This window comes from Legionella sp. km772 (assembly GCF_003989735.1).
In the GTDB taxonomy this organism is placed as follows: Bacteria; Pseudomonadota; Gammaproteobacteria; order Legionellales; family Legionellaceae; genus Legionella.
Genome location: NZ_RZGQ01000068.1, coordinates 1 through 15984 on the forward strand (window position 1 = coordinate 1; position 15984 = coordinate 15984).

The following is a 15984-nucleotide window of genomic DNA, read 5'->3' on the forward strand; positions in this document are numbered from 1 at the left end:
TTGATTTTTTTGATGCAGTGTAATAATTTCGCTTTTTGGTCATTCTATTCCCCTCTTATATTAGAAGAATAGCTCTTAAAAATACCTTTTTTTCGTCTAAAAATCCGCGCCTATATCAATTGACCCTTATCATTTGAACCCTCTAATAAATCCATACGAATTTCCTCTTTAGTACAATTAAATACAAAAGTAAAAATTAGACATTTTAATTTAAAGGGATCGATAAGTCAATTTGAGTCCATTTTGACTAAAAACTACTTAATTGTTAAAGTCATTTTAACCCGGGTATAAGCACATCGAAAGCCAATTTTTTGAATGTTTAAATCGGAGATCGAACCCGGTTCAGTAGTAACAGTTACTAAGGGGAGAGCCTCATCAATTGCAAATTTTAACCGCTCTTTTAATAATAATTTTTGCAAGCCTCGATTTCTGTAAGCGGGTAAAGTACTTGTTACCCCCAAATCAGCCACCGGTCCATGAATTGCAATAGTTGCTCCAGCCACAATTTGTTCATTATCATAAACAGCAAAAGCACGCACTCCTTTTAATTGAGCATAATGAATAAACTGCTCTTGTGCCTCAATATACCCAAAACCCAAAGCGATAGTTTTTGCCCATTGCCTGACTTCATGAGAGGCTATTTGACGTATTTCGAATTGAACCTTCTCTTCATTTAAGGAGTAATGCGCTAAATCAAGAAATGAAATATTATTCATCTCCGTAATTCGATAACCTCGTTGGCCTAAAGCGATAAGTAAATCGTTCCCTACCAAGGGACACAATTCCAGATCAACACGTGAATGGCCGCATGAGCGATAAAAGTCTTCAATGGCTTCAATTTGGGGTTTGAATTGTTTAGATTTAAGCTCAAATCCCCAGGCAACGACCTGCGAAAAAAAAGAAGACAGTCCCGCAAAACAAGCAGCTCCCCCGCCAAGCTCAAGAATTTTCCCTAAAGGGAAAGAGTTAGCCATTTCTATATGCGTATGTTTAATACAGTCTTCTATCTCAAAAGCTAGCTCTTTAGTGAGATACATGTTCACTTAACTCTACTTGCTGTTGATCTTGTTCGTTTTGATCTTGTTCGTTTTCATCTTGTTCTTCATCTTTAACCATATTAAGGCGACCTGCTAATTGCGCCACTAATTCTGGTCCTTGATAAATAAGTCCGGTATAAAGTTGCACTAGAGAGGCGCCCGCATCAATTTTTTCTTGCGCACTGGCTAGATTATTAATTCCGCCTACCCCTATTAAGGTAATATCATCACCTACGTATTCTTTTAATAAACGTAAACAAGCTGTAGCGAGGTTATGGATGGGGGCACCGCTAAAACCACCTTGTTTCATAATATGAGGTAAATCGGTAAAAAATCCCTTTCTTGAACTAGTATTAGTCGCAATGATACCTTCCACACCATATTTCAACATGGCCTCGGCCATCTCTTTTAACGTATCTTCGCTCTCATCTGGAGAAATTTTGATCACCATGGGGACATGACGGCTATGGAGCTCGGTCAATTTTTTTTGTTCCGTTTGCAAACGCTCTAAAAGGTAAGAAAAATAAAATCCTTTCTGCAATTGACGCAAATCGGGGGTATTAGGCGATGAAATATTGATGGTAATGTAAGAAGCATAGGGATAAATGGCCCTCATACAAAATAAATAATCATCAACCGCATTACTTAAAAGAGTGTCTCTATTTTTACCAATATTTATTCCTAAAATTCCCTGATAATTGGATTTTTTAATGTTGTTAACTAAAACCTCTACTCCATGATTATTAAAACCCATGCGATTAACAATAGCTTGTTGCTCAGTCACTCGAAAAAGTCGAGGCCGGGGATTACCTGCTTGAGGTTTAGGTGTAACAGTGCCAATTTCTATGAACGAAAAACCCAATTTCATTAGGGCATCTAAATATTCCCCATTTTTATCAAGACCTGCTGCTAGCCCCACTGGATGATAAAACTCCATGCCAAGAGCCTCAACACGATTCATTGCTGGTTGGGGAAAACAAAAGCGAGGTACGACATTTAAAGCAGAAAGCGCTATACGATGGGCTTTTTCAGCGTCCATTTTAAATAACCAAGGACGTACCATTGAATACATTATGACTCCGAACAACAATAATTTTATAAAATCTCAACATGTTAATTCATTTAACGGTCAAATCACAGAGTTTGATGGATGCTGAGAGCCCATTACTAAGTTTTTTTCAAAAATGTCGATGCTTAATGCGTTATCTTAACAAACGATTTCTTTTTCGAAATCAAGATAAATTAAGCTTATCATTATCCTTTTTATCAATTATTTCATCCAATTCTTGTTGTAATGTACTCATCTGTTCTTTAAAACCTTGAGTGTGAGAAGGCTTAGCCCATAGTCTCATTAAATAATCAGTAAAGGGTTTTAAAAAGGAAAGAATGGAAAATAAATCCCAGCTCTTACCTTCTCCATTGAGGAAATACTCTTCCTTTAATTGGGCAGTTTCTTCCAAAGATTGTTTTATCCTATTGAAGAATCGCTTAGGTGATTGAAACTCATCGAGCTTCGGCAAAAAAGTACTCGGAGCTATTTTTATGTTCAAGCGTTCTTCTAATTTTTTTAAAACTTGTGACCCAATAGGACTAGTAACGGCTAAAAATGCACACCTTTTTTCATTTTCGGTTTCTTTTAAAGCACTTTTCAGATTTGAAGAATAGTGTTCATTGTCTATCAATGCCTCCACAAAATCTCCCCGCCCCTTTTTTAAGGCTGCGAAAAAAAACGTCAAGATGGATTGTTTTTCCATTAGTGGAAAGCATTCAAGGAGCTTTGAAGAAAAAATTACATTAGCATCATTCTCAGCAAGGAGATGTAGTAAATAATTTAAGCTCTGAGTTTCACTAAGTTCGGGTTTAGCCTTATCTAATAATAAAATAAGGCTCTCTATTGAACCGGAGTTTATGGCCGTAAGAATCACATCTTGAACATTAATAGGTTTGATAATCAGGGCTAGTTGGCCATTGGTTATCTCATAATACTCCAGTAATTTTTTTAATAAATCACCATTTCCGCCGCGTACGGCAAAATCAATCCATGGAAGGAGCTCTCTCTGCTCATTCATAACTTGTTGGACAAGTTCATTTTGAAATAAAAGTCCGAAACATTCATTGGCACCGGATTGTAATGCACATTCAATCAATTTTTTTACCAGTAAAGGCTCTAATTCCGAAGTTGAACTTAATAAATGTTTAAAAACCTCATAAGCATTCGCTTTTATTGCTATAAATAAAGCTTCATTTATCCTGGCAGCTCCCAAACCGAGGGCTTCTACCACAGCTTCCGTATTATTATTTACCACAGCCAAATCTAGAGTAGTGTAGCTATGAATTTCTATTCTATTTCTTTTAACAGAATATACAGGCCTACATCTGGCTTCATTATCTACTGTATCCACAGACAGGTATTGCGTATAGAGCTTTTTGGAGTCGGGCAAGCTTCTTGTAATCAGCCTTTGGCCCAATAATTCAACATGCATGCCCAGATGCGTGCTCTCATGGAAAAAAGCCTTCTGATGTAAATGGGCAATTAAACTTTGTTCATTGGGGAATTCATTCAAACCAGAAGACGGATTATAAAGAACATATTGTCCATTTTTTTTAATAATATTAACCGCATGATTGATGCTTTTTATCACCAAAATTTCATTTTCGTCTAACCCCAGCTGGTTAAAAATATTTTCCCAATGATGGCAGTCGCTAACCACACTTATTCGAAATACCGGCTCTAAAGGAGATTGGGATGCGAGCATTTTATGGGCATCACGCTGTCGCAGCGTTTTATCCAAAACGGAAGGATCTTGTGTTAAAAAAATCTCGGTGACAAAATGATTTATTTCGAGGTCTATTTCTTGTGAAGGCCGCTTTTCTACAATACGATTTAAAAAATTGAAGAAAGCCTCTTCCCGGCCCTCGATAAAATATTTTGCATGTAGCATGGATAAACCATTACACACACCTGCTTGATTTAAGCGCAAAGGAAGATTATGCCAGTGCAAATAGGCATTTAAATGTTGAATTACTTCATTTTGAGCAGCGACGGCTTTAACCATAGTAAAACTATTTGTCCATTTTATACTATTATAACAGACCAGACATTCTTTGTTATCATTTTCCTAGATGAAAACAAAAAGTAGTAGTCGCTTGTGCTAATTTATCCTATTAGGTATAGTTTTCGATATTTAAAATTCACAGGATGTCTCCATGAACGCAGGCTTAGATTACCAACTCGGCGAAACTTATGATCTCTTAAGAGACAGTGTTTATCAATTCGCTCGTAGCGAAATTGCCCCTCTGGCAGCTCACATTGATGAAAGTAATACTTTTCCGCACGGGCTTTGGAAAAAATTAGGGGATATGGGCTTGCTAGGGATTACCGTGAGTGAAGAATATGGTGGAGCTAATATGGGATATTTGGCTCATGCTATTGCCATGGAAGAGATATCGCGAGCCTCAGCTTCTGTAGGCTTAAGTTATGGTGCCCATTCTAATTTATGTGTCAATCAAATTTATTTAAACGGCAATAATGAGCAAAAGAGCAAATATTTGCCTAAACTTATTAGTGGTGAATATATTGGTGCCCTAGCCATGAGCGAGGCAAACTCGGGTTCTGATGTAGTTAGTATGCAATTACATGCCCAATTAGTGGGTGATAACTACATTCTCAATGGCACGAAGATGTGGATTACTAATGGTCCAGATGCGGATGTTTTAGTAGTCTATGCTAAAACCGATAAACAAGCAGGAAGTAAAGGTATTACCGCTTTTCTCATCGAAAAAGGTATGGCCGGATTTAAAACGGCACAAAAACTCGACAAGCTCGGTATGCGTGGCTCTAATACTTGTGAATTAGTGTTTGAAGAATGCGAGGTTCCCGTTGAACAGGTTCTGGGTGAAGTCAATCAGGGCACTAAAGTATTAATGAGCGGCCTTGATTATGAACGCACGATTTTAGCAGCAGGCCCTGTAGGAATTATGCAGGCATGTATGGACGTGGTGCTACCTTATGTTCATGAACGTAAGCAGTTTAATCAAGCAATAGGTGAGTTTCAATTTATCCAAGGTAAATTAGCGGATATGTATACTGAATTAAGTGCTTGCCGCTCTTATTTATATACCGTGGCAAGAGCCTGCGATAATGGAAAAGTGAGCCGTAAAGATGCTGCTGGCGTTATTTTATATACTGCTGAGCGCGCAACACAAATGGCATTACAAGCAATCCAAACTTTGGGTGGAAACGGTTATATCAATGAATACCCAACAGGAAGGTTATTGCGTGATGCGAAGCTGTACGAAATTGGGGCAGGCACTTCTGAAATTAGAAGAATGCTTATTGGACGTGAACTTTTTAATGAAACCGCGTAAGGAAAGAGTAAATGGAAGACCATGATATAGTAATTGTTGCTGCAAAAAGAACTCCAATGGGAGCTATGCTGGGTAGCTTGTCCCCATTTTCAGCTCCTGATTTAGGTGCAATGGCCCATGTTTCTGCCTTAAAACAGGCCGGCTTGCCCCCTAGTGAAATTAATGAAGTCATTTCTGGCTGCGTTCTTCAAGCTGGAATTGGTCAAGCCCCTGCACGACAAGCAGCCTTAAAAGCAGGGATCCCAAACTCTACAGGTGCCACAACGATTAATAAAATGTGCGGCTCGGGGATGAAAGCAGTCATGTTAGCCCATGATTTAATTAAAGCCGATCCTTCCCTAGTTGTCTTAGCTTCTGGGATGGAAAGCATGACTAATGCACCCTACCTCTTAGCAAAAGCACGTGCTGGATATCGTTTAGGACATGGCGAAATAAAAGATCATATGTTTCTTGATGGACTTGAAGATGCCTATAATAAAGGCCAATTAATGGGTTGTTTCGCAGAATCCACCGCAAGTCATTATAAATTTAGCAGAGAAGAGCAAGACGCCTATGCTGTGAATTCAATGACTAAGGCTCTTAAAGCTATTAAAGAAGGTTCCTTCGCTGACGAGATTGCTACCATCACTATGCCGACCAAAAAAGGCGATGTCATTATCAATACTGATGAAGGTCCTGATGAAACAAAACTAGCTAAAATAGCTCAATTAAAACCTGCTTTTAAAGCTGATGGAACTGTAACTGCCGCAAATTCAAGTTCTATTTCTGATGGCGCCGCAAGTCTAATCGTTATGAGTGCGCTTAGTGCCAAAAAACGAGGTTTAAAACCTTTAGCTCGCATCGTAGCCCATGCCAGCCATGCCCATGCTCCTGAATGGTTTACAACCGCACCCGTTGATGCTATCAAAAAAGTAATGACTAAAGCGGGCTGGAAACAAGCTGATGTTGATCTTTATGAAATCAACGAAGCCTTTGCAGTGGTGGCAATGGCTGCAATTAAGGAGCTTGAATTAAATCCAGAACAGGTTAATATTCATGGCGGCGCCTGTGCTCTTGGGCATCCCATTGGTGCTTCTGGCGCACGTATTTTAGTTACCTTAATTAATGCGCTAAAACAAAATGAAAAAAAACGGGGCGTAGCTGCTTTATGCATCGGTGGCGGTGAGGCCACAGCGATGGCTATAGAACTGGTATAAAATTTAAAATTACCTTGTCTGTCAGAATGGTACTAAGCCAAAGTTTCTCGGCTTACTTTCCAATCCTAAGTGCTGCGACTTATTCGCGGAACTTAGGTATAACGCAGGCTTAGAATTTTTATTGGATCCCGCGTAAGCTGCACGATCTTGTTATAATGAGTGCACTATTGCTTTATCACGCTTTTAAAAAAATAATAAAAAAGGATGTACATGCTTCGACAAAGTTTAATTTATTTATTATTAAGCATCTTAATAGTAGTTTTTGCTAAATATGCCCATCTTCTGATCTTGTATATTGATATGTTTTTCACCCATGTTAATTTAAAATTAACACCAATTTTTAGCCAAACTGGATGGGGCCTAGTTATTCGAAAAATAATTGTGCTTATGGTTCTGCCCGTCCTCATTACTGCTGTACCAGCATTAATCTATCGAGGACTCAAAGGCCGTGAAATGCCCCATTTTATCGCCATCGTCTGGGTACTCTGGACGATTATAGTCATTAGCGATATTTTAATTCGATAAGGATAGCCATGGCGAAGTTAATCAGTCAAATTAATCCTAATAGCCAAGATTTTAAAGAAAATGAAGCCAATATGAATAGGCTTGTTGATGAGCTTGCTACTCGCACTCATCAAATCAGCTTAGGTGGGGATGAAAAAGCGCGTGCACGGCATTTACAACATGGTAAATTACTTCCGCGCGAACGTTTGCAACAATTAATCGATCCTGGCAGCCCCTTCCTTGAGTTTTCTCAATTAGCGGCTTATCAGGTCTATGAAGATGAGGTCCCTGCAGCGGGGATTATTACTGGTATTGGACATATCGCTGGCACTGAATGTGTAATCATTGTGAATGATGCAACCGTTAAAGGAGGTACTTATTATCCCTTAACGGTAAAAAAACATCTCCGAGCCCAAGAAATTGCTTTAGCCAATCATTTGCCTTGCGTTTATCTAGTGGATTCCGGGGGGGCTTTTTTGCCTTTGCAAGATGAGGTTTTTCCAGATCGGGATCATTTCGGCCGCATTTTTTATAATCAAGCGCAAATGTCTGCCTTGAATATTCCGCAAATTGCCGTAGTTATGGGCTCCTGTACTGCGGGTGGGGCCTATGTGCCTGCAATGGCAGATGAATCCATTATGGTGCGCAATCAAGCAACCATTTTTTTAGGTGGCCCTCCTCTCGTTAAAGCAGCCACCGGAGAAGTGATTAGTGCCGAAGAACTCGGCGGTGCTGATGTGCATTGTCGGACCTCAGGAGTTGCTGATCATTATGCTGAAAATGATGCCCATGCTTTGCATTTGGCCCGCACCACCATAAGCAATTTAAATCGCGGTAAAAATCCTAATATCAAACGGATAAAAACAATAGAACCACTCTATGATTGTAAAGAGCTAAACGGAATTATTCCCAGTGATCCCAGAAAACCTTTCGATATCCGTGAACTTATCGCTCGCATTGCTGATGGTTCTGAATTTGATGAGTTTAAAGCCCTTTACGGGACTACAATTGTTTGTGGCTTCGCCCATTTATATGGCTATCCTATAGGCATTATTGCGAATAATGGCATCCTCTTTAGCGAAAGCGCCCAAAAAGCAACCCATTTTATCGAACTATGCTGTCAGCGAAAAATTCCTCTCGTATTTTTGCAAAACATCACCGGTTTTATGGTGGGATCTAAATACGAAGCCTCAGGAATTGCAAAACACGGAGCAAAAATGGTTACCGCGGTTGCCAACGCTAATGTCCCTAAATTAACCGTCATTGTAGGTGGCAGTTTCGGAGCAGGAAATTACGCTATGTGCGGCAGAGCCTACAATGCCCGTTTTCTATGGACTTGGCCGAACTCACGAATTTCAGTGATGGGCGGTGAACAAGCGGCCAATGTTCTTGCGCAAGTCAATCGCGATAAATACCTGAAACAAAATAAAGAATGGCCTATAGATGAGGAAGAACGGTTTAAAGCCCAAATGCGTGCTCAATATGAAGAACAAGGTAATCCTTATTATGCCAGTGCTCGTCTTTGGGATGATGGCGTTATTGTGCCAGAAGATACGCGTAAAGTCCTGGGTTTAAGTTTATCAGCTGCCTTAAATGCACCAATTTTATCAACGCAATTTGGCGTTTTCCGTATGTAAGGAGCAGCAATGAGTGATTTATTATTTGATATCCAAGATAGTAGCGCTTTACTCACTATTAATCGGGAGCAAAAACGTAATGCTTTTGATAATCATCTTCTTCTAGAAATGACCAATCGACTTGAGCAAGCCCAAAACGATCCTTTGGTTCGCAGCATTATTTTAAAAGCCAATGGCGCTCATTTCTCCGCCGGAGCCGATTTAAATTGGATGAAAAGTATGGCTTCATTTACTGAGGAAGAAAATCTAAAAGATTCACTGATCTTAGCTAAGCTCATGTATACCTTATACCAGGGACCAAAGCCGACTATTGCAATGATCCAAGGCTCGGCGTTCGGAGGTGGTGCGGGTTTAGCTGCAGCATCCTCTATAGCAATTGCCGCCCCCTCTGCACGTTTTTGCTTTTCAGAAGTAAAGTTAGGTTTAATTCCCGCGGTCATTAGCCCCTATGTTGTGAAGGCTGTAGGTGAGCGTAATGCACAAATGTTATTTATGACAGCTGAGGTTTTTGATGCCTCAAGGGCGCTCTCATTAGGCTTAATTCAGTATTGTGTACCGGAAGAGCAATTAATGGATTTTACTCTTAACTACGCCCAACAAATTAACCGCAATGCCCCTGAAGCAGTGAGACAATCTTTACAATTAGCACATCAAGTTGCGGTACAACCGATAAATCAGGAGCTAATGAATTATACAGCGTCATTAATTGCCCAAAAAAGAACATCCGCAGAAGGACAGTATGGACTTAATGCCTTTTTAAATAAAGAAACACCTAACTGGAACTAGGAACCTTGCATGTTTAACAAAATTCTTATTGCAAACCGTGGAGAAATTGCCTGTAGAATCATGAAGACCGCTCGCGCTATGGGTATCCATAGCGTAGCAGTTTATTCCACCGTAGATAAAAACAGCTTGCATGTACAATTAGCTGATAGTGCTTATTGGATTGGAGAGGCTGCAGCAAAAGACAGCTATCTTAATATTCCTCAGATTATTAAAGTCGCCAAAGAAAGTGGTGCTCAAGCTATTCATCCCGGTTATGGTTTTTTATCGGAAAATCCAGCCTTTGCCCAGGCTTGCGAGGAAGCCGGAATTATTTTTATTGGCCCCTCCATTTCAGCCCTAGAAGCAATGGCATCCAAACAAGTAGCCAAACAACTTCTTGAAAAAACAAAGGTTCCCTTAACTCCTGGGTATCATGGAAAAGAACAGTCAGAAGCTCATTTACTCCTTGAGGCAAAAAAAATTGGCTTTCCCATTTTACTTAAGGCGGCCAATGGTGGAGGTGGTAAAGGGATGCGTGCTGTTTATGCAGAAGATGAATTTCATGATGCCTTAGCTGGGGCTAAAAGAGAGTCCTTATCAAGCTTTGCAGATGACACGATGATTATCGAAAAATTAGTACTCAATCCTCGTCATATTGAAGTACAAATTATGGCGGATAATTATGGTAATGTCGTTCATTTATTTGAACGTGATTGCTCGATACAACGCCGGCATCAAAAAATTATTGAGGAAGCACCAGCACCTAATTTATCCGTCGAACTCCGTCAAAAAATCGCCGCCGCAGCCTGTGAAGTAGCCCGTTCAATTCATTATCGTGGAGCAGGAACCATTGAGTTTCTTTTGGATGGGGAGGCGTTTTATTTTATGGAAATGAATACTCGCCTTCAAGTCGAACATCCGGTCACAGAAATGATTACCGGGCTAGATCTGGTGGCTTGGCAATTAAAAATAGCTGCTAATGAGCCTCTACCTCTTAAACAAGAGGTTATTCAATTTAGTGGCCATGCTATCGAATGTCGTATTTATGCCGAAGATCCTTACAATGGCTTTATTCCCTCAATAGGAGCTATTCATTTTCTCAAAGAGCCACAAGGTGATGGATTACGTATCGATACCGGGGTTAGTGAAGGCTCAGCAATTACGATGTATTACGATCCCATGATTGCAAAATTAATTGCTAAAGGACAGAATAGAGAGGAAGCTTTACAACGTTTAATGCAGGCTTTAAATCACTACCATATTGGTGGTGTAAAAACCAATATTCCCTTTTTGCAAGCCATAGGTGAGCATCAGCAATTTAAAAAAGCCCAATTGAGCACAGATTTTTTAAGCAAAGAGCAAATTAATTTAAAACATCCTAATCCGCAAATAGCATTAATGATGGCAGTTAGCGTCGATTATTTAACCATCATTAATAATATTAACGATCCCCTTCTCCAAGATAGTTTTGCGTGGCAAGCTCATTCAAAAGCCTATTGGATTTGGCGCTATCAGCTTGAAGACTTAATTGAAGTGACTGTACTACCTATTAGTAAAAGCGAATTTAAACTAATATTAAATGAGACAGAGCATTTAATTCGTGCTTGCTGGACTGGGGATGAAGTAAGAATTGAAACCCAACAAAAAAATTACAAAGCTATCGTTGACAATAGCCTTAATACTCTGACTTTATACTACGAACACGGCCAAATAAGTATTCCTCGTTTTGAATGGGGCAAATCGGACTCAGCAGCAGGTCATAAAGGTCAGCTAACAGCACCAATGCCCGCAACGGTGGTCGCTATTTTAAAAAATCGAGGCGAACATGTTAAAGCAGGCGAGCGCTTAATCGTCTTAGAGGCAATGAAAATGGAGCATACCATCCACGCACCGAGCGATGGCATTTTATCAGATATTTTTTATGCAGTTGGAGCTCAAGTGAATGAAGGAGCAGAGCTCTTAGCCTTAAGCGAGGCTACTTAGAACGCGTGCTCTTTCCACTATTGCTAGGGAGTGAATAATTACGATGGATTATCCAAAACAGGTAAGCATTATAGAAGTTGGGCCCCGTGATGGTTTGCAAAATGAATCGGCCTTTGTATCCACTTCGCAGAAAATTGCACTGATTAATTTGCTAAGTCAATCGGGTCTAAAACAGATTGAGGTTACCAGTTTTGTTTCAGAAAAGGCCATCCCACAATTAGCGGATAACGAGCAAGTATTTGCTGCTATTGAAAAAGTTCCAGGTATTTCCTACTCAGCTTTAGTTCCGAACGAAAAAGGCATGTTAAGGGCATTGAATGCCGGCACCAGGGAAATTGCCCTTTTTACAGCGGCTAGTGAATCGTTCAATCAAAGAAATATTAATTGCTCTATTGACGAAAGTATTGAGCGTTTTAAGCCCGTAATGAATCTTGCGAAAGCACATCAACTTAAAGTTCGCGGCTATATTTCTTGTGCTCTAGGCTGTCCTTATGAAGGGGCTATTCTCCCCCAACAAGTTGCTAGTATAACTCAAAGGCTCCTTGATTTAGGCGTAGATGAGATTTCTTTGGGTGATACTATTGGTGTGGGTACAGCACAACAAACTCAATTACTGCTTGAACAGATTTTACCTATTTTAAAGCTCGATCAATTAGCCATGCACTTTCATGATACTTATGGCCAAGCGCTGACTAATATTTTTGCCTCCTTACGTTATGGGGTTCACCGTTTTGATAGTTCAGTAGCAGGTCTTGGAGGCTGCCCTTATGCGCGTGGGGCAACCGGAAACGTTGCCACTGAAGACGTGCTTTATTTAATGCATGGCCTAGGAATTGAGACCGGAGTAGATATTTTTAAAATAGTCACTACGGGGGATATGATTTGTAAAGTATTAGGTAAAAAAAATCAATCCAAAGTAGCAAATGCCATGTTGGCAAACCCATGTAATTAGGTGATTAACGAATGAATGAAAAAGTATGGACACCCAAGCAACCCCAATTAAGCCAAATGTGGCAATTTATGCAATTTGCGGGCGAAAAGAATCAACGGCAGTTTAACAACTACGATGAGCTCCATTTTTGGTCAGTACATGAAGCAGCGTCTTTTTGGCAAACTTTATCTGAGTTTTTTCAGATTCAATTTGATAAGCCTGCCAACCAAATACTTAGTAACGATGAAAATATGCTCAATGCCACCTGGTTTGCAGGAGCCCGTTTTAATTTTGCCGAGCAGCTCTTAAAAAGACGTGATTCGCATACAGCCCTAATCAGCCTTGATGAAAATAATAAACGGGTTTCACTGAGTTATGCGGAGTTGTATCAGGCTGTTGCCCAATGCGCCGCTGGATTAAAAGCCGTGGGTATTCAAAGGGGCGATCGAGTGGCAGGCTTAATGCCCAACACCACCTACACCATCATTGCAATGCTAGCCTCTACTTCCTTAGGGGCAATTTGGTCTTCTTGTTCACCTGATTTTGGAGCGCAGGCTGCTATTGACCGTTTAGGACAAATTGAACCTAAAGCTTTATTTATTTGTGACGGTCATCAGTATTTAGGGAAAAAGCATCCAGGTTTTGAAAAAATAAAGCAATTAGGCGAGGCGATTAGCTCATTAACTCAAATTATCATTTGTCCCAATATTGAAGAAGAAATCGATACGAGTACACTGCCTAAGACTACTTATTGGGAGCAATTTCTTAAACCTGCCACTGAATGCCATTTTGTTTCCTTACCCTTTGATCATCCTGTTTATATTTTATTTTCATCAGGAACAACTGGAAAGCCGAAATGTATTGTTCATGGTGCCGGTGGAACTTTACTACAACACATTAAAGAATTAGGATTACATACTGATCTATCAAGCAATGATAATTTATTATTCTACACTACTTGTGGCTGGATGATGTGGAATTGGATGGTTTCCGGTCTTGCTTTAGGAGCGACCCTAACCTTATATGAAGGCTCGCCTACCTACCCTAGAAGCAATCGTTTATTTCAGGTGCTAGAAACTGAAAAAGTCACTGTTTTTGGTACGAGTGCTAAATTTATTTCTGCGGTAGAAAAGAACCATGTAAAACCAAGCCAAGAATTCAATTTAGCGCATTTGCGTTGTATTTTATCTACCGGCTCCCCTTTACTGCCTAAAAATTATGATTATGTTTATGAAGAAATTAAAACAGATCTCCAATTAAGCTCGATTTCAGGGGGTACAGATATTGTTTCCTGTTTTGCCTTAGGAAATCCTATCCTTCCCGTATACCGCGGGGAATTGCAATGCATTGGCCTAGGAATGAATGTTGAAATCTTTAATGAAGAAGGCCAAAGCGTTAAAGAAACGCGAGGTGAACTAGTTTGCACCAAACCCTTTCCATCGATGCCTGTAGCCTTTTGGAATGATCCTGAAAAGATAGCCTACAAGCGCGCCTATTTTGAACGTTTTCCAGGTGTTTGGGCGCATGGCGATTTCGCAGAATTAACACCCCATCAAGGATTAATAATCTATGGTCGCTCTGACGCAGTTTTAAATCCAGGCGGGGTGCGAATCGGTACTGCCGAAATCTACAGACAAGTAGAAAAAATAGCCGAGATTCTTGATAGCATTGTTATTGGTCAAGATTGGAATGATGATATACGTATTGTTCTTTTCGTCAAATTACGTGAAGGTATGATATTGGATGATGCCTTAATTGACACCATCAAAAAAACAATTCGCCAGCATGCCTCTCCTCGCCATGTCCCGGCAAAAATTCTTCAAGTGGCGGATATCCCACGTACCATTAGTGGAAAGATTGTAGAATTAGCGGTACGCCAAATTGTGCATAATGAACCGGTTAATAATTTGCAATCTTTAGCAAACCCTCAAGCCTTGGAGCATTTTAGAAATAGACCGGAATTATTGTTGGATTAATTGCGGTGTAAGTGGGTCTTTGGACCCACCGTCAGCTTAGCGCGGCATCAACCCTATTATGATAATTTATTTGCGATATTGGCTTTAAATAATTGCTCCACCGATAAACAAGATCAGCACTGAGCTTATTTCCTACTATCAACAAAAAGTAGGTATAATTGTGGCTATAACACAGGGCAGAGACCATTCGGCAGTACAGCGTTAAAATCCACACTACCCTTCCTAAATCGCTTTGATAAGGATAGATCAGCTAATCCTTTCCGATTCAAGGGGGTCAAAAATTATCAATTGAGGCTTCATGCTATTTATTTTTTGTATTTTTGATCGGGGAAAAGCGTATAAAATTGCGTTAATAATTGGCTGGTTAAGGGAGCTGGAATATTTTTCTGTTCGGCAAGTTCTACTAGCCTTTCGTTCAAATAATGGATCTCTGTTAAACGCTTGTTGTTAATATCTTTATACATGGACGAGTAATTTTCAGCAGTATTTTTTATTGTAGTCTTTATTGTCTCGAATAATTCATCGGCGCTGATGATTTGCCCATAAGCCTGCAACACCGAACTAATCTCTTGGCTTAATTGTTTTAAGAGTTTTTCATGCTGTATTAAGAGCCCATTTTTACAATTAAATAAAACGGTTAACAAATTTATGGAACAATTAATTGCGAACTTATTCCAAATTAAGTTCCCAATAGAATCAGTCCATTCACAGGCTAAGGAAGACGCTCTAAACGCATGCTCAACCAGGGTAATTTCAGCAGGAGTAAACTGCCCTACCGAGGCACCTAAATAGAACCTATTATTTAAAAAAGCCCTTACTAAATAGGGTTTTTCGACATATCCGCCTATATAGGTAATACCCGAGATAATACGTAAATGCGGTAATTCTTTGCTTACTTCCTCAATAACGCCCATACCGTTATGTATTAATAAGACAATACTTTCTTCATCTAATGCATGTGCTAAGGATTTAACTAAAGGTAATACATCATAAGCTTTAGTACAGCAAATCAAATAGTTAATGGGCTCGCACACCGAGGAGTGTAAGTAAGCATCAGGATGACATTGGTAACTAAACTGCTCACTAATCATCATTAACTTAGACTGTTGATAACTATCTAATTGCTGCTGGTTTTTTAAAAGCAGGCGTACTGATTGCTCCCCCCGACAAAAACTTGCAGCAATAATACTTCCTACCGCACCAATTCCCGCAATATACCAAAGTGGATTATTTCTCAATATTATTCACTTAAACTCAAATAAGCTAGTTTAAATAATTTCTATTAGAAAGCAAAAACAATTCAAAAATTTGCGAGAAAATCCGCGGGAAACGTATCTAAAATTTGTACAAACTTTAAATATAGATAGAAATTGCAAAAAGAAACCATTGGTATGCGGCCTAATCAGCCCAAAAGGAATTACTAGGTCGAAATGAGAGTCAAATTGAGATGCGTTTACTGTCTAGAAAGCCAGGGCCACCTCATGAAAAAAATCTAGCTTAAATCGGTAAATAATGAGAGGCTAGCTTCATTTAAATGGATATAGGAATGAAGCTGGAAGAAGGATTTTTAGATTTTTTTATTTCACT

At 39.6% G+C, this 15984-nt stretch carries 12 protein-coding genes; 8 read left to right on the forward strand and 4 right to left on the reverse strand.

The annotated features are described in order from the left end of the window. Nucleotides 1-254: 254 nt before the first annotated feature. From ELY15_RS08495 to ELY15_RS08505, 3 genes are all read right to left on the reverse strand, one after another. On the reverse strand, nt 255-1037 hold the full coding sequence (locus ELY15_RS08495) for a GNAT family N-acetyltransferase (RefSeq protein WP_127099251.1): 783 nt from the start codon (nt 1035-1037) through the stop codon (nt 255-257). Beyond that, nucleotides 1024-2109 (reverse strand): quinone-dependent dihydroorotate dehydrogenase, encoded by a 1086-nt coding sequence (locus tag ELY15_RS08500; RefSeq protein ID WP_127099240.1) that lies wholly within the window; start codon nt 2107-2109, stop codon nt 1024-1026. Before ELY15_RS08500 ends, ELY15_RS08495 begins: the two co-directional genes overlap by 14 nt. Before the next feature lie 160 nt (nt 2110-2269). Further along, nucleotides 2270-4093, reverse strand: coding sequence for a hypothetical protein (locus ELY15_RS08505; RefSeq protein ID WP_127099241.1), 1824 nt, complete (start codon nt 4091-4093; stop codon nt 2270-2272). Nucleotides 4094-4244: 151 nt separating this feature from the next. Here ELY15_RS08505 and ELY15_RS08510 point away from each other — a divergent pair, with 151 nt between their 5' ends. The 8 genes from ELY15_RS08510 (at nt 4245) to ELY15_RS08545 (ending at nt 14397) form a co-directional block, all read left to right on the forward strand. Beyond that, on the forward strand, nt 4245-5405 hold the full coding sequence (locus tag ELY15_RS08510) for an isovaleryl-CoA dehydrogenase (RefSeq protein ID WP_127099242.1): 1161 nt from the start codon (nt 4245-4247) through the stop codon (nt 5403-5405). A gap of 11 nt (nt 5406-5416) precedes the next feature. Further along, a complete protein-coding gene (locus ELY15_RS08515; protein ID WP_127099243.1) occupies nt 5417-6601 on the forward strand; it encodes an acetyl-CoA C-acyltransferase in 1185 nt (394 codons plus the stop codon). Between the two features lie 210 nt (nt 6602-6811). Then, nucleotides 6812-7126 (forward strand): hypothetical protein, encoded by a 315-nt coding sequence (locus ELY15_RS08520; RefSeq protein WP_199744190.1) that lies wholly within the window; start codon nt 6812-6814, stop codon nt 7124-7126. A gap of 8 nt (nt 7127-7134) precedes the next feature. Further along, nucleotides 7135-8742: a carboxyl transferase domain-containing protein gene (locus ELY15_RS08525; RefSeq protein ID WP_127099245.1), complete on the forward strand. Its 1608-nt coding sequence runs from the start codon at nt 7135-7137 to the stop codon at nt 8740-8742. Between the two features lie 9 nt (nt 8743-8751). After that, complete coding sequence (locus ELY15_RS08530) at nt 8752-9528, forward strand: enoyl-CoA hydratase-related protein (protein WP_127099246.1); 777 nt, start codon at nt 8752-8754, stop codon at nt 9526-9528. Between the two features lie 9 nt (nt 9529-9537). Then, entirely contained in the window at nt 9538-11490 is a 1953-nt protein-coding gene (locus ELY15_RS08535) for an acetyl-CoA carboxylase biotin carboxylase subunit (protein ID WP_127099247.1), read from the forward strand. 43 nt (nt 11491-11533) lie between these two features. Next, the gene (locus tag ELY15_RS08540; RefSeq protein WP_127099248.1) at nt 11534-12442 is read left to right on the forward strand and encodes a hydroxymethylglutaryl-CoA lyase; all 909 of its coding nucleotides are present in this window, start codon (nt 11534-11536) and stop codon (nt 12440-12442) included. Between the two features lie 11 nt (nt 12443-12453). Further along, nucleotides 12454-14397, forward strand: coding sequence for an acetoacetate--CoA ligase (locus ELY15_RS08545; RefSeq protein WP_127099249.1), 1944 nt, complete (start codon nt 12454-12456; stop codon nt 14395-14397). A gap of 305 nt (nt 14398-14702) precedes the next feature. On the opposite strand, the gene ELY15_RS08550 is transcribed toward ELY15_RS08545, so the two are convergent. After that, the gene (locus tag ELY15_RS08550; protein WP_158617434.1) at nt 14703-15635 is read right to left on the reverse strand and encodes a ketopantoate reductase family protein; all 933 of its coding nucleotides are present in this window, start codon (nt 15633-15635) and stop codon (nt 14703-14705) included. Nucleotides 15636-15984: the final 349 nt, after the last annotated feature.